The organism is Hymenobacter aerophilus DSM 13606 (assembly GCF_000382225.1).
Lineage (GTDB): Bacteria > Bacteroidota > Bacteroidia > Cytophagales > Hymenobacteraceae > Hymenobacter > Hymenobacter aerophilus.
This window is the reverse complement of sequence record NZ_KB907804.1, coordinates 106239-124221: the sequence shown is the minus strand read 5'-3', so window position 1 is coordinate 124221 and position 17983 is coordinate 106239. Positions and strand designations below refer to the sequence as shown.

At 60.5% G+C, this 17983-nt stretch carries 17 protein-coding genes and 1 tRNA gene; 8 read left to right on the top strand and 10 right to left on the bottom strand.

The window, feature by feature from the left end:
- Positions 1-54 precede the first annotated feature (54 nt).
- Positions 55-774, top strand: coding sequence for a 4-hydroxy-tetrahydrodipicolinate reductase (dapB, locus tag H145_RS0105400; protein WP_019947118.1), 720 nt, complete (start codon positions 55-57; stop codon positions 772-774).
- A 154-nt stretch (positions 775-928) separates the two neighbouring features.
- A complete protein-coding gene (lepB, locus tag H145_RS0105395) occupies positions 929-2143 on the top strand; it encodes a signal peptidase I (RefSeq protein WP_019947117.1) in 1215 nt (404 codons plus the stop codon).
- Between the two features lie 197 nt (positions 2144-2340).
- On the opposite strand, the gene H145_RS0105390 is transcribed toward lepB, so the two are convergent.
- Positions 2341-3006: a uracil-DNA glycosylase gene (locus tag H145_RS0105390; RefSeq protein WP_019947116.1), complete on the bottom strand. Its 666-nt coding sequence runs from the start codon at positions 3004-3006 to the stop codon at positions 2341-2343.
- Positions 3007-3138: 132 nt separating this feature from the next.
- Here H145_RS0105390 and apaG point away from each other — a divergent pair, with 132 nt between their 5' ends.
- Positions 3139-3525: a Co2+/Mg2+ efflux protein ApaG gene (gene apaG / locus H145_RS0105385; RefSeq protein WP_019947115.1), complete on the top strand. Its 387-nt coding sequence runs from the start codon at positions 3139-3141 to the stop codon at positions 3523-3525.
- Positions 3526-3749: 224 nt separating this feature from the next.
- A complete protein-coding gene (locus tag H145_RS0105380) occupies positions 3750-4583 on the top strand; it encodes an O-methyltransferase (protein WP_019947114.1) in 834 nt (277 codons plus the stop codon).
- Positions 4584-4719: 136 nt separating this feature from the next.
- Here H145_RS0105380 and kdsA read toward each other — a convergent pair whose 3' ends face one another.
- On the bottom strand, positions 4720-5544 hold the full coding sequence (kdsA, locus tag H145_RS0105375) for a 3-deoxy-8-phosphooctulonate synthase (RefSeq protein ID WP_019947113.1): 825 nt from the start codon (positions 5542-5544) through the stop codon (positions 4720-4722).
- Between the two features lie 125 nt (positions 5545-5669).
- A complete protein-coding gene (locus H145_RS0105370) occupies positions 5670-6338 on the bottom strand; it encodes a methyltransferase domain-containing protein (protein ID WP_240471665.1) in 669 nt (222 codons plus the stop codon).
- 86 nt (positions 6339-6424) lie between these two features.
- Between H145_RS0105370 and H145_RS0105365 the strand changes: the two genes are divergently transcribed.
- Positions 6425-7372 (top strand): hypothetical protein, encoded by a 948-nt coding sequence (locus H145_RS0105365; protein ID WP_019947111.1) that lies wholly within the window; start codon positions 6425-6427, stop codon positions 7370-7372.
- Between the two features lie 186 nt (positions 7373-7558).
- On the opposite strand, the gene cphA is transcribed toward H145_RS0105365, so the two are convergent.
- The 4 genes from cphA to H145_RS0105345 form a co-directional block, all read right to left on the bottom strand.
- Positions 7559-10210, bottom strand: coding sequence for a cyanophycin synthetase (gene cphA, locus H145_RS0105360; protein WP_019947110.1), 2652 nt, complete (start codon positions 10208-10210; stop codon positions 7559-7561).
- Between the two features lie 217 nt (positions 10211-10427).
- Positions 10428-10498: transfer RNA gene (locus H145_RS0105355), tRNA-Cys, on the bottom strand.
- Between the two features lie 303 nt (positions 10499-10801).
- Positions 10802-12616 (bottom strand): 30S ribosomal protein S1, encoded by a 1815-nt coding sequence (rpsA, locus tag H145_RS0105350; protein WP_019947109.1) that lies wholly within the window; start codon positions 12614-12616, stop codon positions 10802-10804.
- A 148-nt stretch (positions 12617-12764) separates the two neighbouring features.
- On the bottom strand, positions 12765-13136 hold the full coding sequence (locus tag H145_RS0105345) for a hypothetical protein (protein ID WP_019947108.1): 372 nt from the start codon (positions 13134-13136) through the stop codon (positions 12765-12767).
- 230 nt (positions 13137-13366) lie between these two features.
- Between H145_RS0105345 and H145_RS0105340 the strand changes: the two genes are divergently transcribed.
- Both H145_RS0105340 and H145_RS0105335 read left to right on the top strand, forming a co-directional pair.
- Entirely contained in the window at positions 13367-14032 is a 666-nt protein-coding gene (locus H145_RS0105340; RefSeq protein WP_019947107.1) for a YggS family pyridoxal phosphate-dependent enzyme, read from the top strand.
- A 65-nt stretch (positions 14033-14097) separates the two neighbouring features.
- A complete protein-coding gene (locus tag H145_RS0105335; RefSeq protein ID WP_019947106.1) occupies positions 14098-14475 on the top strand; it encodes a DUF423 domain-containing protein in 378 nt (125 codons plus the stop codon).
- Positions 14476-14593: 118 nt separating this feature from the next.
- Here the strand turns inward: H145_RS0105335 and H145_RS20085 are convergent, their stop codons facing one another.
- The 3 genes from H145_RS20085 to H145_RS0105320 all read right to left on the bottom strand — a co-directional run bounded on the left by H145_RS20085 (position 14594) and on the right by H145_RS0105320 (position 17320).
- Positions 14594-15127, bottom strand: coding sequence for a DUF1573 domain-containing protein (locus tag H145_RS20085; RefSeq protein WP_019947105.1), 534 nt, complete (start codon positions 15125-15127; stop codon positions 14594-14596).
- 134 nt (positions 15128-15261) lie between these two features.
- Positions 15262-16686: an ATP-dependent DNA helicase gene (locus tag H145_RS0105325; protein WP_019947104.1), complete on the bottom strand. Its 1425-nt coding sequence runs from the start codon at positions 16684-16686 to the stop codon at positions 15262-15264.
- Between the two features lie 193 nt (positions 16687-16879).
- A complete protein-coding gene (locus H145_RS0105320) occupies positions 16880-17320 on the bottom strand; it encodes a PaaI family thioesterase (RefSeq protein ID WP_019947103.1) in 441 nt (146 codons plus the stop codon).
- A 111-nt stretch (positions 17321-17431) separates the two neighbouring features.
- On the opposite strand from H145_RS0105320, the gene H145_RS0105315 reads away from it, so the two are divergent.
- The gene (locus H145_RS0105315) at positions 17432-17941 is read left to right on the top strand and encodes an NUDIX domain-containing protein (protein WP_019947102.1); all 510 of its coding nucleotides are present in this window, start codon (positions 17432-17434) and stop codon (positions 17939-17941) included.
- The last annotated feature ends 42 nt before the right edge of the window (positions 17942-17983 follow it).

The following is a 17983-nucleotide window of genomic DNA, read 5'->3' as shown; positions in this document are numbered from 1 at the left end:
TAGCTTCCCCCTATTCTATCCACTAGCTTCCCACTCCCAGCTTCTCTTCTCAACATGAATATTCTCCTGATTGGCTACGGCAAAATGGGCCGGGCCATCGAAGCCCAGGCCCGGGCGCGGGGCCACCAGCTAGCCGGCATCATCGACCCCAGCCGGCCCGGCACCAGCATCGCCGATTTCACGCCCGCCCAGGTCGATGTGGCCATTGAGTTCACCCACCCCGATGCGGCCTTCCAGAACGTGGCCGCCTGCCTGCGCCAGGGCCTGCCGGTGGTGTGCGGCTCCACGGGGTGGCTGCACCATTTTGCCGAGGCCCGCGCCCTGAGTGCCGAAACCGGCACGCCGCTGTTCTACGCCTCCAACTACAGCGTGGGCGTGAACCTGTTCTTTCATTTCAGCGAGTACATGGCGGCCAAAATGCACCAGTTCGGCGGCTACGATGTGCAGGTGCGCGAAATCCACCACACCCAGAAAGTCGACCAGCCCAGCGGCACGGCCCTCACGGTGGCCGAAGGCATTCTGCGCCACTTCCCCGGCAAAACCACCTGGCGCAACGAGCCCACCACCGAGCCGAACGAGCTGGCGGTGCTGTCGGAGCGCGAGGGCGCGGTTATCGGCACCCACATCGTCACGTACTCCTGCCCGGCCGACACCATCGAGCTCAAGCATGAGGCTCACACCCGCGAGGGCTTCGTGCAGGGCGCGCTGCTGGCCGCCGAGTGGCTACCCGGCCGCCAGGGCGTGTTCGGCATGAAGGATATGCTGGGGCTGTGATTTGGTGACTTGGTGATTTGGCGAATGACAGAACGATTGACCAAATCACCAAGTCGCCAAATCACAGTTCGCGCATTATTTCGCATCTTCCATCGTTTAAACCGCAGCGTCCCGGTTCTGGCCGGTAAGGCGCTTTTTCTGGCTCACTTGCATCATGGCAGTACAATCCTGGGAGAAATACCTCGAAAAGAATCCGGCCGGCACGCCGCCTCCGGCGGGCGGGCCCGTGCCCAAGAAGCGCAAGGGCCCGATTCGGGAGTGGGGCGACGCCATTCTGTTCGCCGTTATTGCGGCCACACTCATCCGCTGGGCTACGTTTGAGGCCTACACCATCCCGACGCCCAGCATGGAGCACACGCTGCTGGTGGGCGACTACCTGTTCGTGAGTAAGCTGCACTACGGCCCGCGCACGCCCCAGACGCCGTTGCAGGTGCCGCTCACGCACCAGACCATCTGGGGTACCAACCTGAAAAGCTACTCCGAGGCCATCCAGCTGCCCAGCTACCGGCTGCCGGGTTTTTCGGAGGTGAAGAACAACGACGTGGTAGTGTTCAACGTGCCCTTCGAGGCCGAGCACCCCGCCGATTTGCGCACCAATTACATCAAGCGCTGCGTGGCCATTGCCGGCGACGTGCTGGAAGTGCGCCAGGGCCAGGTGTTCATCAATGGCAAGCCGGCCGAGAATTTCCCCGAGATGCAGAGCAGCTACTACCTGCAGGTGCCCCAGGCCAACGACGACCTGTACGCCGCCTTCAAGGAGCACGGCATTGTGGAGTACAACACGCCCGACGGCCGGCCCTACCAGGAAAACAGCGCCGAGTATGGCCCCGGCTACCTCATCAGCATGACGCCGGCCGCCTACGCCTATTTCAAGCAGCAGCCCTACGTGAAGGGCATCATCAGCCTGCAAACGCCCGTGGGCCAGCGCGAGGGCCAGGAGGTGTTCCCCAACAACCCCGACTACCCCTACAGCCAGGCCCTGCAGAACCCGCCCTACCCCAGCTGGAACAAGGACAACTACGGCCCGCTGCAAATCCCGAAAGAAGGCCAGACCGTGCAGCTGACGCCCCAGAACACCCCCCAGTACCTGAAAATCATCACCCGCTACGAGCACAACGAGGGCATCACCGTCGATGGGGCGGGCCGAATTCTGCAGAACGGCCAGCCGCTCACGAGCTACACCTTCAAGCAGGATTACTATTTCATGATGGGCGACAACCGCCACAACTCGCTCGATTCGCGTTTCTGGGGCTTCGTACCCAAAGACCACATCGTGGGCAAGGCCGTGCTCATCTGGATGTCCGTCGACCCTAACGGCAGCTTCCTGAGCAAAATCCGCTGGAACCGCCTGTTCAACTTAGTGCACTAAAATCACAGATGTTGCAGATGAAAAAGGATGCCGTTCAATAGTAGATGAGGCCCTGTTTTTGCAACTGCAACTAATGAAAAACTCAAAAGCCACCCCCTAGGGGGTGGCTTTTGAGTTTTGGGTACTGTTCAACATCAGCAGATATCCACCAATGAACGGCATCCTTTTTCATCTGCAACATCTGCAACATCTGTGATTCACCACTGAATCGGCGCCTCGTGGTGCTGCTGCAGGTAGGCGTTGGTCTGGCTAAAGGGGCGGCTGCCGAAGAAGCCCCGGTCGGCGGCGTAGGGCGAGGGGTGGGCAGCTTTTAGCACGAGGTGTTTGCGGGCGTCAATGACTTCGCCCTTTTTCTGGGCTGAGGCGCCCCAGAGGATGAACACGACGTGCTCCTTCTGGTCGGAAATGGTTTGGATAACAGCGTCGGTGAACTGCTCCCAGCCTTTTTTCTGGTGGCTGGCCGGCTCCTTGGCCCGCACCGTGAGCGTGGCGTTGAGCAGCAGCACGCCCTGCTGGGCCCACCGGTCAAGGTTGCCGTTGGGGGCCGGAGCCGTGTCGGGCAGGTCGGCGTACAGCTCCTTGAATACGTTCTGGAGCGAAGGCGGCGTGCGCACGCCCTCGGCCACCGAGAAGCTCAGGCCGTGGGCCTGGCCCCGGCCGTGGTAGGGGTCCTGGCCCAGAATCACCACTTTCAGCTTATCAAACGGGCAGGCCTCGAAGGCGTGGAAAATTTGCGGGCCGGGCGGAAACACTTCGGCCGTAGCGTATTCGCCCTTTACGAAGGCAATCAGGTGCTGGAAATAGGGCTTCTCGAACTCGGGCGCCAGCACCTGCCGCCAGCTTTCTTCAATCTTAACCGACATGCGAACCAGGATTATTTGTTAGTTTGTGTTAGTTTGAGACGGCATTGGCAGCCCGGACTCCGTAGAGGAAGGCAAGTAAACCAAACCCGGGCCCGCACTGTTAGCTTTTTTCTCTTTTGGAACTCCGCCGTTATGAATACGACCACCACTCAGGGCGTAACCGTCAGCGTTACCACCAATTATTTGCCCGACTATTCGAGCCCGGGTCAGGAGCATTACGTTTTTGCCTACAAAATTGATATTCGCAACAACAGCGAATATACCGTGAAGCTGCTGCGCCGCCACTGGTTTATTTCGGATGCCAATGGCGTGGTGCGCGAGGTGGAAGGCGAAGGCGTGGTGGGCCAGCAGCCGGTTTTGGAGCCCGGCGAGTCGCACCAGTACGTGTCGGGCTGCAACCTGAAATCGGGCGTGGGCAAGATGCGCGGCACCTACCAGATGGAGCGCGTGATGGACGGCCACGAGTTCGACGTGGAGATTCCCGAGTTCACGCTCATCGTGCCTTACCGACTCAACTAAGGCGTTGGATTGGCTTTGAACTGCTTACAGCCGCCTTCGGGCGGCTTTTTTGTGGGCTGGAAACTAAAAGCCTCCCTGTCATCCTGAGCGGCGCGAAGGACCATATCAGGTTGAAACGAGGCGCTGCCACGGTCGTTCTAGCCCAGTAAGGTCCTTCGCGCCGCTCAGGATGACAAACGGTTTCTACCTTTCGGCCTGAAACTCTAACCTCCCGCCGCCCCGCCTTGCTTTTCCAGATTCTCAGCTACCTCCGCTTCCTGGGGCGCTCGGGCAACGCCCACGGGCTGCACTCGCCCTTTGTTTTCGGCCTGTACGCGCACGTTATCCACCACTCGGGCCGGTTTGCCGCCTACGAGGCCGTAGAGGCCCGCCGGGCTGCCCTACTCGCCGATTCTACCGCCATTACGGTGCGCGACTTCGGGGCCGGCTCGCGGGTGGCCGGGGCGGGCCGCTCTCGTCGCCTGTGCGACATTGCCCGCACCGCCGCCAAGCCGCCGAAGCTGGGGCAGCTGCTGTTCCGGCTCGTCAACCACTACCAGCCGCGCACCATCGTGGAGCTGGGCACCTCACTGGGCCTCACCACTGCCTACCTCGCCCTGGCCGACTCGCGGGCCCAAGTCTTCACCTTCGAAGGCTGCCCCGCCACGGCGGCCGTGGCCCGCCAGACGTTCGGGGCCGTGGGCGCCGAAAACGTCAAACTCATCGAAGGCAACCTCGACGACACCCTCGCCCCCACCCTGGCGGCCCTGCCCGCACCCGTCGATTTTGCCTTCTTCGATGGCAACCACCGCTACGAGCCTACGTTGCGCTACTTCGAGCAGCTCAACGCCCACCGCACCCCCGACAGCGTGTTTGTGCTCGACGATATTCACTGGTCGGGGGAAATGGAGCGGGCCTGGGAGGCCATCCGCTGGCACCCCGACGTCACGCTGACGGTGGACCTGTTCTACATCGGCCTCGTCTTCTTCCGCCCCAGCCTGCCCCGCCAGCATTTCACGCTGCGCTTCGATAACCCCGTGGATAAGCTGCTGGAGCTAAGCCGGGTGTTTGGGGCGTGATTAGAGATTAAGGAACGTCATTCAGAGCGCAGCGAAGAATCTCACGTGCAATAGTAACTCCTAGCACTAGGGTTACTATTGCACGCGAGATTCTTCGCTGCGCTCTGAATGACAGGCGTTTAGTACCTACCTGCTTCTAACGCACCGCCTCGCGCACCCGCGTCAGTTTGGTCAGCAGGTCTTCCAGCTGATCGAGCGGTAGCATGTTGGCGCCGTCGGATTTGGCGGTAGCGGGCGTGGGGTGGGTTTCGATGAACAGGCCGTCGGCGCCCACGGCAATGGCGGCTTTGGCAATGGTTTCGATGAGGGCCGGCTGGCCGCCCGTGACGCCGCTACTCTGGTTGGGCCGCTGCAACGAGTGCGTGACGTCCATAATTACGGGCACGCCGAATTCGCGCATAGCGGGCAGGTTGCGGAAGTCGACCACCAGATCGGAGTAGCCGAACGAGTTGCCCCGGTCGGTGAGCAGCACGTTGTCGTTGCCCGACTGGCGCACTTTGTCCACCGCAAACTGCATGGCCTCGCCGTTCAGAAACTGGCCTTTTTTCACGTTGACAACCTTGCCGGTCCGGGCGGCGGCCACCAGCAAATCGGTCTGCCGGCACAGGAACGCCGGAATCTGCAGCACATCAACGTACTCGGCGGCCATGGCAGCCTCACCCGATTCGTGGATGTCGGTGACGGTGGGCACGCCGATTTCGCGGCTTACTTTCTGCAGGATGCGCAGGGCCTTTTCGTCGCCGATGCCGGTGTAGGAGTCGAGGCGCGAGCGGTTGGCTTTGCGATACGAGCCCTTAAAGATGAACGGAATCTGGAGCTTGTCGGTGATGTGCTGAATGCGCTCGGCAATGCGCAGGGCCATATCTTCGCCCTCAATCACGCAGGGGCCGGCCATCAGAAAAAACTGGCCGGAATTGGTGTTCCGAAAGTGCGGCAGCACGTTGGCAAGGGCTTCGAGCATGGATTTGGGTAGTTGAGGGCGGAGAAACTTAGTTAGTGGCAGTCGTTTGTCATCCTGAGCCCAGTGAAGGACCTGTCCTGAAGCTACATCCATTGATTGGCTTCTGGATCGGTCCTTCACTGGGCTCAGGATGACAGGTCGGTTCGGTTCATATTAATCGAATCTGCTTTCCGTTTCAAGCAGATGAACAGCTCCCGGCCCTGGCGGGGCGGCAGCGAGTTGGTGGCGGTTTCGAAATGAACGAAATCGAAATATGGCTCGAAATACGGGCGGTACTCGGCGCGCGAGCCGCCGAAGGGCGGGCCGGGCTGGCTAAACTCAGTGTCGAAAAGCAGACCCATGAGCGTGCCGCCGGGCCGCAGCAGCCGGGCGCACTGCCGGGCGTAGGCGGGCCGCAGCGCGGGGTCGAGGGCGCAGAAAAAGGTCTGCTCTACAATAAGGTCGAAGGCCGGGGATGGCTCCAGGGCAAAGAAATCGGCGAGCAGCAGGTGGGCCGCCGGGAAGCTAGGCACGCGGGTTTGCAGGGCCTGCAGCGCCGCCGGGGCCAGGTCGACGACCAGCACATTGGGCCAGCCGGCGCGGTGCAGAAACTCGGCTTCGTAGCCGCGGCCGGCCCCCGGAATGAGGATGCGGCGCGAGTCGGGCGGGCCCAACTGAGCAAAATATTCGCGCAGCGGCGGCGTTATAGCGCCCGTGTCCCAGCCGGTCTGGCCGATTTCGTAGCGCTGCTGCCAGTAGGCGGTATCGAGGGGCGGGACGGGCTGCATTTCGTGGCGGGGTTGTACCTTCGGCACTTGCCGGGGTGGCAAACCCCGTTATTTTTGCCTCAAAGGTACTACCGCGTCCGGACTGTCCGGGCCTCCACCCAAACCCTTTCTGTATGGAACAAGATCAGAGCCCCGAACCAAAGAACAATAACCGCCTACTCCTGATTGGGGCCCTTATTCTGGTGCTGCTGGGCATCAACGGGTTTCTGTTTTACATGAACCAGCAGAAGAGCAAGCAGAACGAGCAGCTACAGGCCGACGTGGTGAGCAAGGATGCCAAGCTCGAAGACCAGATCAAGCAGTACGAGGCCCTGAAGTCGGATTACGAGCGCCAGAGCCAGGAAGTGCAGGGCATGGGCCTGGCCAACGACTCGCTGGTGGCCAAGCTGGCCCAGATCAACGCCGACCTGCTCAAGCTTCGCTCGTTCCGCGCCAGCAGCTTCAGCGTGGCCGAGCAGCGCCGCTTCAAGCAGCGCGCCGCCAACTTCGAAACCCAGCTGCGCAAAAAGGACGAGGAAATTGCCCAGCTCAAGGCCGATAACGAGGCCCTCTACACCGAAACCACCACCCTTAAGGAGCGCCAGAACAAGCTGACCGATACCATTTCGTCGGTGGTGCGCTCCAACCAGGAGCTGAGCCAGAAGGTGGCCGTGGCCTCGCGCCTGCAGGCCGAAAATATCCGTGTGGGCGTTATCAACAGCCGCGACAAAGAGAAAGAAGACACCGATAACGAGTTCAAAGCCAAGCGCGTCGAGAAAATCAAGGTAACCTTCAACCTAGCCCGCAACGATGTGTCGCCGAAGGAAACCAAGGAAATCATGATGCGCCTGATTGAGCCCGACGGCGCCGCGCTCTACAACCTGAGCACCGGCGGCGGCACCTTCATGATCGACGGCTCGGAGGCTTTCTACACGGCCAAGCAGGAGCTCGTGTACGACAACACCCGCCAGCCCGTGCAGTTCATCTACGCTAAGGGCGCGCCCTACAAAACCGGCCTGCACACCGTCGAGCTTTACGAAGGCGGCGTGTTGATTGGAAAGACGACGTTCACACTCAAATAAATCACTGATTACCGCTGATTAACCGTGATTTCGCTGATTTTTTGATGTTCGCACCCAAGCAAAAGAGCCACTCCAAATTGGAGTGGCTCTTTTGTTTACCAGCTAAATTAGTCAGAACATAAAATCAGCGAAATCACGGTTAATCAGTGGCAATCAGTGGCAATCAGTGATTGAGAATCAGGGTGACTACGATTGATCCGCGGCAAGCTGCGCTTCGAATTCGTCGAGCTTTTTGAGCGTGGAGGTGATGTCTTCGGTGAACATGGCAATCAGCGAACCGGGGCGGGCGGTTTGCAGCACGTGGTCCATGGCATCCATCTCGTTTTCGATGTAGGTGATGGGGATGTCGGGGGCGTCGAGGCGCAGGCCTTCGGTCATCAGGTCTTTGAGCTGCTCGGCGGTTTTGCCGCGCAGGTCGCGGTCCTGGCGTAGCACTACCTCATCGAACACCCGGCCCACGATGCGGGCGAAGGCCAGCGTGTCTTCGTCGCGCCGGTCGCCGAGGCCCGAAATCACGCCCACTTTGTGGGTGGCCTCGGTGGCATCGAGGAAATCGGCGAATTTGCCCATGCCGTGGGCGTTGTGGGCGTAATCCACAATCACCTCGAACTGCGGGAATTTGTACACGTTCATGCGGCCCGGCGTCTTCACGCCCGAAGGCACAAACGTGCGCAGCGCCGACTTGATGTCGTCCTTATCGAAACCGTAGCAGTAGCAGGCCAGGGCGGCCGCCATGGAGTTTTCGATGTTGAAGCTGGCCCGCCCGCCGAAGGTAATCGGGAACTCGGCGGCCCTATCAATGCGCAGCTTGTAGCTGTTTTTGTAGATGGAAATGTAGCCTTCCTCGTACACGGCCGCCAGTCCGCCGTGCTCGGCGTGCTCGCGGATGCGGGGGCTGTGCTCGTCCATACTGAACAGGGCCACCCGGCAGTCGAGCTTTTCGCGCATGGCGTACACCAGGTCGTCGTCGGCGTTGAGCACAGCCCAGCCGTTTTTGCGCACCGTGCGCGGCAGCACGCCCTTTACGGCCGCCATGTCCTCGACGGTGTAAATGTCGCGCAGGCCCAGGTGGTCGGCGGCCACGTTGGTCACGATGGCCACGTCGCAGGTGTGGAAGCCCAGGCCCGAGCGCAACATGCCGCCGCGGGCCGTTTCGAGCACCGCAAAGTTCACCGTGGGGTCTTTGAGCACGAATTCGGCGCTCTGGCCGCCGGTGCAGTCGCCGCTCTGCAGCTGCACGCCCTGGATGTAGATGCCGTTGGTAGTGGTGAAGCCTACCTTATAGCCTTTGGAAGCCACAATGTGGGCCAGCAGCTGCGAGGTAGTGGTTTTACCATTGGTGCCGGTAACGGCAAAAATCGGAATCCGGGACTTGCTGCCGGCCGGAAACAACATATCGATAACCGGGGCGGCCACGTTGCGGGCCAGGCCCTGGGTGGGCGAAATGTGCATCCGGAAGCCGGGCGCGGCATTCACCTCGATAACCGCGCCGCGGGTTTCGTTCAGCGGAATGGCAATGTCAGAAGTCAGCAAATCGATGCCGCAGATGTCGAGGCCCACAATGCCGGCCACGCGCTCGGCCAGCAGCACGTTGTAAGGGTGCACGAGGTCGGTTACGTCGGTGGCGGTGCCCCCGGTGCTGATATTGGCCGTGGTTTTCAGGTACAGCTCCTCGCCTTCGGACAGCACCGAATCCAGGCTCAGGCCGCGGCTGAGCAGCAAATCCTGGGTGTGCTGGTCGGCCTTGATGCTGGTGAGCACCTTTTCGTGGCCGATGCCGCGGCGCGGGTCCTCGTTTACCTTGTCAATCAGCTCCTGGATGGTGTGCTGCCCGTCGCCGGTAACGGCGGCCGGGGTGCGCTTGGCGGCGGCAATCAGCTTGCCATTCACCACCAGCAACCGGAAGTCGTGGCCCTGCACGAGCTGCTCGACAATAACGGCGCGCGAGTTCTTGGAATGCTCACGGGCGGCCTGGAAGCCCTCGACGGCCTCCGCCCAGCTCTTGATGCCGATGGTGGCGCCGCGGCCGTGGTTGCCGTTGAGCGGCTTGGTGACAATGGGAAAGCCCAGCTCCTCGATGGCCTCACGCAGCTCGTCCTCCGAGTACACCGTGGTGCCGTTGGGCACGGGCACACCGGCCGCGTCGAGCATGGCCTTGGTGCGGTTTTTATTGCCGGCCACCTCCACGCCCGCGTGCGAGGTGTAGCTGGTAGTGGTGGCCCAGATGCGTTTCTGGTTGACGCCGTAGCCCAGCTGGATAATGTTGCTGTTTTTGAGCTGGATGTAAGGAATATCGCGCGAGGCGGCCTCCGATACAATGCTCCAGGTGCTGGGCCCGAAGAACTCTTCCTCCCGGATTTCGTGCAATTCCTCAATGGTGCGCTCGATATTCACGGGCCGGCCCTGGCAGATGTCGTCCACGATTTGCACGGCGGCCTCGGCAGCCACGCGGCCCGCCCGCTCTTCCTGGTAGGCAAACACCACAAACTCCACGCCCGGCTCGTGCTCGGCCGGGTACGACTTGCCCCAGAACACGGGCATGGCCGCCGTACGCTGCAACGCCAGCGCCACGTGCTGAATCACGTAGCCCAGCGGCTCACCGTCGGTCAGCTGCTCGGCCGTCAGCGGGGGCTTCTTCAGGATGGATTTGTCGGCATCGGAGGGCGGCGCGTCGGTCAGCCGGGGCAGCAGGCCGGGCAGCTGCTCGGCCAGCGCCGGCACGCTGCTCGACCACTTGTCGGCCAGCTCCTCCAAATCCACTTTCATTACAATCAGCCGGTAATGCTTAACAGACCAGAAGCTGGGGCCGCGCATAGTGCGCAGGTTCACAATTTTCATAAAGGGAGACAGAAGAGAGAAACAGGGGGTTGCGCGGTTCTACGCAGGAACGGAATGTAGGGATAAAGCGCGGCTAAATCATAAGAGGCCACTAAATCCCGTTCAATTTAAGCCCGCCGCGCCCCAACTTCCAACTACCGTCTCCACTTGAGCCGGTCCGGGAGGCATTGACGCAAAAAACCCCGATTGAAACGCATCAATCGGGGTTTTACAGAAGAGGTGACGGGCGGATTCGAACCGCCGTAGGAGGTTTTGCAGACCTCTACCTAGCCACTCGGTCACGTCACCCTAGTGGTCTTTGAGGATGCAAACATACGCCTTAATCTGACTTACGCCAAAGCCAACGCCGCATTTCGGGCGCAACTGTGGGTAAGTAGTTGGCGACGTGCGGCTTCTTTTTCAGGGATTGAGGAGTATAACGAACGGTCATTCAGAGCGCAGCGAAGAATCTCGCGTGTTGCTGTTGCAAATCGTTTCAACGATAGCACGCGAGATTCTTCGCTGCGCTCTGAATGACGTTCTCTTACCGTAAGCCAAAAAAAGGCCCCGACTTGCGCCGGGGCCTCTCCTATTGCAGCTGAACGCGAAGTCTTACGACTCGTTGTCCATCATCTTGTCGCGCAGGGCCGACAGAGCGTCGAGGTCACCGAGGGTCGATTTCTCGGCCGGGGTGGTCTTCTTCAGGTCGCTGAGCTTGCCTTCGCCCTGGGGAGCAGCGCCGGTAGCCGACGACTTCTTCTTGGCGAATTTAGCGGCGCGGCCTTCCTCTTCCGCCTGCTTGTTGTACACGGCCTGGTGCGAAAGCACCACGCGGCGGTCGTCCTTCGAGAACTCAATCACGCGGAATTCGAGCGACTCACCGTTCTCGGCCATCGAGCCATCCTCCTTCTGGAGCGACTTGGGGTAAGCGAAGCCTTCGATGCCGTAAGGCAATTCGAGCACCGCGCCGCGGTCGTTCTTGTCGATGATGGTAGCGGTGTGTACCGAACCGGGGGTGAACACCGTCTGGAACGTATCCCAGGGGTTTTCCTCCAGCTGCTTGTGGCCCAGGGCCAGGCGACGGTTGGCTACGTCCAGCTCCAGCACTACCACGTCCAGACGGTCGCCTACCTTCACCATTTCGGAGGGGTGCTTGATCTTCTTGGTCCACGACAGGTCCGACACGTGCACGAGGCCGTCTACGCCCTCTTCCAGCTCGACGAACAGGCCGAAGTTGGTGAGGTTACGCACCAGGCCGTTGTGCTTGCTGCCGATGGCGTACTTGTCGGCGAAGTCGCCACGGGTCCAGGGGTCTTCGCTGAGCTGCTTGATGCCGAGGCTCATCTTGCGGTCTTCGCGGTCGAGGGTCAGAATCTGCGCCTCTACTACGTCGCCCTGCTTGATGAAGTCCTGCGGGTTGCGCAGGTGCTGGCTCCAGCTCATTTCCGACACGTGGATCAGGCCCTCAACGCCGGGGATGATTTCCATGAACGCGCCGTAGTCGGCTACGTTCACGATGCGGCCCTTCACCTTGGTGCCGACGCCCATGTCCTCGGGCAGCGAATCCCACGGATGCGGGGTCAGCTGCTTCAGACCGAGGCTGATACGCTTCTTGGCCTCGTCGAAGTCGAGCACCACGATGTTGAGCTTCTGGTCGAGCTGCAGTACTTCGCTCGGGTGGGCGATACGGCCCCACGAGATGTCGGTGATGTGCAGCAGACCATCGACGCCGCCGAGGTCGATGAACACGCCGAAGTTGGTCATGTTCTTGATAACGCCCTCCAGAATCTGGCCTTTCTCCAGGTTGTTGAGGATGGCTTCGCGCTGCTTCTCGAGGTCTTTCTCGATGAGCACCTTGTGCGAAACAACTACGTTATCGAAAGCGGCGTTGATTTTCACCACTTTCACTTCCATGCGACGACCAACATAAATGTCGAAGTCACGGATGGGCTTCACGTCGATCTGCGAGCCGGGCAGGAATGCTTCTACGCCGTCGAGGTCCATGATGAGGCCGCCTTTGGTACGACGCTTCACCACGCCTTCGAGCACGGAGTCGTTCTCCAGCGCGTCGTAGATGGCTTTCCAGGCCTGCTTGATTTTGGCTTTCTTACGGCTCAGGATAAGCTGGCCGTTGGCGTTTTCCTGCTCCTCGATGAATACCTCCACCGTGTCGCCGGCCTTCAGGTCGGGCAGGTCGCGGAATTCGGACAGGGGCACCAGACCATCAGACTTGAAGCCGATGTTCAGGATCACGTCGCGGTCGGTCATGCCCACCACGGTGCCGGTTACTACTTCTTCTTCCTGAACGGTGGTGAGCGTACCGCTGTACATCTCCTCCATTTCGGCGCGCTGCTCGGCGGTATAGTTACCTCCGAAGCCGCTGGCGTCTACGTTGTCCCAGTCGAAATTGTCAACTAATTCTGCCATGATTGTAGCATTGGCCCCGATGTACACGCCGGGAGCGGGACCAGCCTCCGCAGCGCGTTTTTGCTTGATACCCAACGCCAAAGCGCCGGCCCGCCACCCTGGCAGGGCCGCAAAGATACGGAGTTTGGGGCAGGAATGAAAAGGTTGCTTATTGCTTGGCTATAAAGTTTCTGGCCTCTTCTGAAAAGCGGCGTAGCGCCTCCGCATACCGGGCCAGATTTGAATCCTGAAAACGTGCGGCTTCTATAGCGGCGTTCAAAGCGTGCAGGTTCATCAGCGACGCCAACTCCTGCCTGTCATGGGCGGCAAGTGCCCTGATAATATCTTCCGTTTCCTGTCTCCAGAGAGGTAGAGGCAGGCTGCTATTGGTGCGTTTGGATGACAGCAGATCACTCAGAAACGCCAGTAGCCCGGGCTTCTGCAGCTTTCTTTCAAGTAACAGCTCAGCAAACCGATTCTTAATTGCAGCATATAAACCAAGCAATTCCCCGATTTCCTCTTGACTCAAAACCTTATTCATAGTACCCGTACCCAGATGATCCTTGGTTCTAATTATCTGTTTTGTTGGAGTAAGCATCGTTGGCAGTTGATTAATCAACGTTATGTTATGCCCCGCCGTGGCCGGTGCATAAAAATACAGAGCTGAGCCGGTTCCAACACAACAGCCGCCTCCTGGGTTGCTTATGAAGCGGCGACACTCTCAACAGCCGCACCAGCGCCCTTTCGCCCCAAAACCCCGAACTTGCCCGCATGTCCATTGCTGAAAACCTGCACCGTATCGAGCAAACCCTGGCCGGCACCAACGCCCGGCTGGTGGCCGTTACCAAAACCCACCCCGTAGCGCTGCTGCAGGAAGCCTACGACGCCGGGGCTCGGCTGTTTGGCGAAAACCGGGCCCAGGAAATGGCTGAGAAGCAGCCCCAGCTACCAGCAGATGTGCAGTGGCACCTCATCGGGCAGTTGCAAACCAACAAGGTCAAGTACATTGCCGGCTTCGTGCACACCGTTCAGAGCGTGGACAGCCTCAAGCTGCTGCTCGAAATAGAGAAGCAGGCCGCCAAGCACGACCGGGTAATCGAGGGGCTGCTCCAGTTCCAGATTGCCGACGAGGACACCAAAACCGGCCTCACGCTGCCCGAAGCCGAAGAAATCCTGCGCTCCGAGCAGTACCGCGCCCTGCGCCACGTGCGCCTGACCGGCGTGATGGGCATTGCTACCAACACCGAAGACGAGGACCAGGTACGCCGCGAGTTCCGGCAGCTGCGCGGCTACTTCGACAAGCTCCAGGCCCTGTATTTCGCCGACGAGCCCACATTTAAAGAAGTATCAATGGGCATGAGCGCCGACTATCCGCTGGCCATCCGTGAGGGCAGCACGCTGGTTCGGGTGGGCAGCGCTATTTTTGGCCGCCGATAAGGTTTGGTTTTGAACCCCCACAACGTCAGCCAAAAACCAAAAACCACCCTCCAAAAACCAACCACATGACTGCTAAAATCATCCTTCAACTGGCGGCGCTGCTGGGCGCCTTGAGCGTGGGCATCGGGGCCTTTGCGGCGCACGGGCTGCGCAAGAGCCTGGAGGCCGCCGGGCGTTTCGAGACGTTTGAAACGGCCGTGCGCTACCAGTTTTTCCACACGCTGGCGCTGCTGGGCATCGGGGTGCTGCTGCTGATGCGGCCGGAGTTGAAGAGTTTGGGCACCGTGGCCTGGCTGTGGCTGGGCGGCATCCTCATCTTCAGTGGCTCGCTGTACGTGCTGTGCCTGACGGGCATCACCAAGCTCGGGGCCGTTACGCCCATCGGCGGAGTGCTCTTTATTGCCGGCTGGATTATGCTGCTACTGGCTGCCCGCCAGTTGTAGGCTTTCTTAGCTGCTAGCTATTGGCTGTCAGCTTTCGTTCTGACAGCGCTACTTAACTCACACAAAAAAGGCGCCTTCCCTTGCAGGAAAGCGCCTTTTTATATGGCAAAAATCCGTTTTACGACTTCTTCTTAGCCTTAATTTTATTGTCGTCCATCTTCAGCTTCTGCTTGCCATTGGGAGCCGACTGGTCCACCATCGACTCGGCGGCAGGGGCGGCCTGCATCGACGAGGCGGCGTTGGCTTCCTTCACGTCGCCCACCAGGGCCACCATGGCGTTGCCGCCTACCGAGTTCGACTCGATGGTGAGCACCTTGTTCTGCATGCCGTACTTGCCGGCCGTGTTGAACTTGGCCACTACCGTCCCCGATTTGCCGGGCATGATGGGCTCGCGCGTCCACTCGGGGGTGGTGCAGCCGCAGGTAACGCCGATGTTGGAAATGACCAGCGGCTGGGTGCCCACGTTCTTGAACTTGAAGGTGTGGTCGACCACGTCGCCGGTTTTCACAGCGCCGAACTCGAACTTGCTTTCCTCAAACTGAATTTGCGGACCAGCTACTTTCGCCTGGGCGTTGGCCGGCTTCACCGATTGCGCCTGCGCGCTCAGGCCCATCACCGACAGCGACAGAGCCAGGAAAAGAACATTTTTCATAAGACAAGTGAGTAAATGACAGTTAAAAGTACGAAAAATTCCACGGCGGTCCGCCTGCCAAGTTTCGGGCCAGCTTCTGCCGACGCCTAACGTAGTGGGCAGAAGCGGAAGTTCACCGCAAAGCGCCCGCCTTATCAATCCTCGGCCGGGTCGCCGAGCAGCTTCTGGTTGAAATTGAGCAGAAACAGCTTTTCCGAGGAGCGCGTGACGGCCGTGTAGAGCCAGCGGGCAAATTCGGAGTTCACCATATCCTCCTTCAGGTAGCCGTGGTCGACGAACACGGCCTGCCACTGGCCGCCCTGGGCTTTGTGGCAAGTGAGGGCGTAGGCGAACTTGACTTGTAGCGCGTTCAGGAACGGGTCTTTGCGCAGGGCCGCGCTCCGCTCCTTTTTAGTTTCGAGGTGGTTGTAATCCTCGCTCACGGCTTCGTAGAGGGCCTTGTTGCGGTCGGCAGGCAGGCCGGGGCTTTCGGTGTGCAGCGTGTCGAGCAGCAGCTTCACTTCCAGGTCGGGCTCGTCGGGGTAATCCACGAGACGCACGCGGGCATCGGCGAAGCGGAAGCCGAATTCCTCGGTGAGGCGGATGATTTTGACCACCTGCACGAAGTCGCCGTTGGCCAGGAAACCGATGTCGGAGTCGCGCGGGAGCCAGTAGTAGTTGTTGCGCACCACCATCAGGTAGTCGCCCGACTCAATCTCGTCTTCGGCCTCGAACAGGATGCGGCGGATGTACTGATTGTACTGGTTGGCGTTTTTGTTGGAGCGGCAGATGATGGTGCTGTTCTCGTAGCCGAAGTGCTTGTAGGCCCAACGCAGGCCATCTTCGAGTTTGTCGGTGCCCATCGAAAAGATATCGGGGTAGCCTTTGGTAAAGAACTGGATGTTGGGCTCGTCTTGGCGCAGCTCCTCGCGCAGCACGGTGGCGTTCATCAGAATGCCCGACTTTTCGGCCTGGCGCATCACCTGGCGCAGCTCCACCGAGCCCACCTCGGCCCGGAACCGGTCGCGCAGCAAATCGGGGTCGAGGGCGGGGCTGAGCAGCTGGCCCACCGGCGGCAGCTGGGCCGTATCGCCGATGAGCAGCAGGCGGTTACTCTGCTTCTCGAACACGTAGCCCATCAAATCGTCGAGCAGGCCGGTTGAGCCGAAGGCCTTTTCGTCAGAAATCATCGAGGCCTCATCAACAATAAAAAGCGTGTCCTGGGCGCGGTTGGGCTGGCGCTGGAACGTGAGGCCCTGGGCCGGCTGGCCGCTGGTCTGACGGTAGATTTTCTTGTGGATGGTGCTGGCGGCCACGCCCGAGTAGGTGCCCATCACCTTGGCGGCGCGGCCGGTGGGGGCCATCAGCACGTATTTGCGGCCCATCTGGTGCAGCCACTGCACGAGGGCACTTACCACGGTGGTTTTGCCCGTACCGGCGTAACCGCGCAGCACAAACGCCTTGCGGCCCGGCAAATCATCCTTCAAAAACCCATCGAGCTGCTGAAACAGGGCGGCCTGATCCTGGGTGGGCTCGAAGGGGAAATAGTCGCGGACGGACGGGGTTCTGACAGTTAACATACTGGGCAAAGATACCGCTTCTTTGAGCTGCTGTTGTTAGCTGATAAAGGAACGGTCATTCTGAGCGAAGGCGCAGCCGTAGTCGAAGAATCTCGCGTGCCAAAGTAATTTCCTACGATAGGGTTACTGTGGCACGCGAGATTCTTCGACTACGGCTGCGCCTTCGCTCAGAATGACAGTTCTTTTCAACAGCTCAACTAATCGGCTCAATAACGGCCATGGTGGCCGTGGCTTTGGCAATCAGCTTGTCGTCGCACCACACTTCCGACTCGCAGAAGTGCAGGCGGCGGCCGGCTTTGAGCACCCAGCCCACGGCCCGCAAGCGCTGGCCGATGCCGGGGTGCAGGTAGCTGGTTTTGAGCTCTACCGTGACGACGCCCGTGCCCTCGGGCACCAACGTAACGGCCGCAAAACCGGCCACTAGGTCGGCCATGGTGGCTACCAGGCCGCCGTGGGCGAAGCCGGTGTGCTGCTGGTGCTGCTTTTCGAGCAGCAGTTCGGCCTCCACGCGGCCGGGTTCTATCAGGGTGAGGTCGGCGCCGATGTGGTGCATGAAGTGCTGGCGGACCAGCTTGCGGCGGATGCGGGCCTGCAGGACTTCGAGGGACTCGGCGGAAGAATTGGGGGTTTGCATGGCGCAAAGTTGGGGCTTTCGGCCGGTTGCGTGGCAGCTTTCGGGCGGGCGGCGCACGAAATATCGGGCCGCCGGATGCGTTAGGGCTCCGTACCGTAGCTTTGCGCGCTCATGGATTCTCGTTCTTCTACTACCCCGCCCACCGAACTGCTGGAAGCCTACGCCGGCCGGGCCCGGGTGCGGGTGTGCGGCCTGCTCGTGCGCGAAGGCCGGCTGCTGCTCACGGCCCACCGCGGCCTGCTGCCCGACGGGCTGCCGTTCTGGTCGCCGCCGGGCGGCGGCTGGCAGTTTGGCGAAACGCTGCGTGAGTGCCTGCAACGCGAGTTTGCAGAGGAAACCAGCCTGGCCGTGACGGTGGGACGGTTTCTGCACCTGCACGAGTACCAGGGGCCGGGGCTGCAGGCGCTGGAGCTGTTTTTTGAGGTATTGCCGCTCGATGCCAGCGCCGTGCCCCGCCTCGGCCGCGACCCCGAGCACTGCCCCGACGAGCAGCTGCTGACGGAGCTGGAGTTTGTGGCGCCCCGGCAGCTGGGGCGGCTGCTGCCCCAGCAGGTACACCCCGTGCTGCGCGACCTCATCAGCCCCGACGACGTATTCATTCCGCAAATCCGGTTTCAGTAGAACCCAGGGCTTTGTACCTTTAAGGGCCTGAACGCTGCCCAG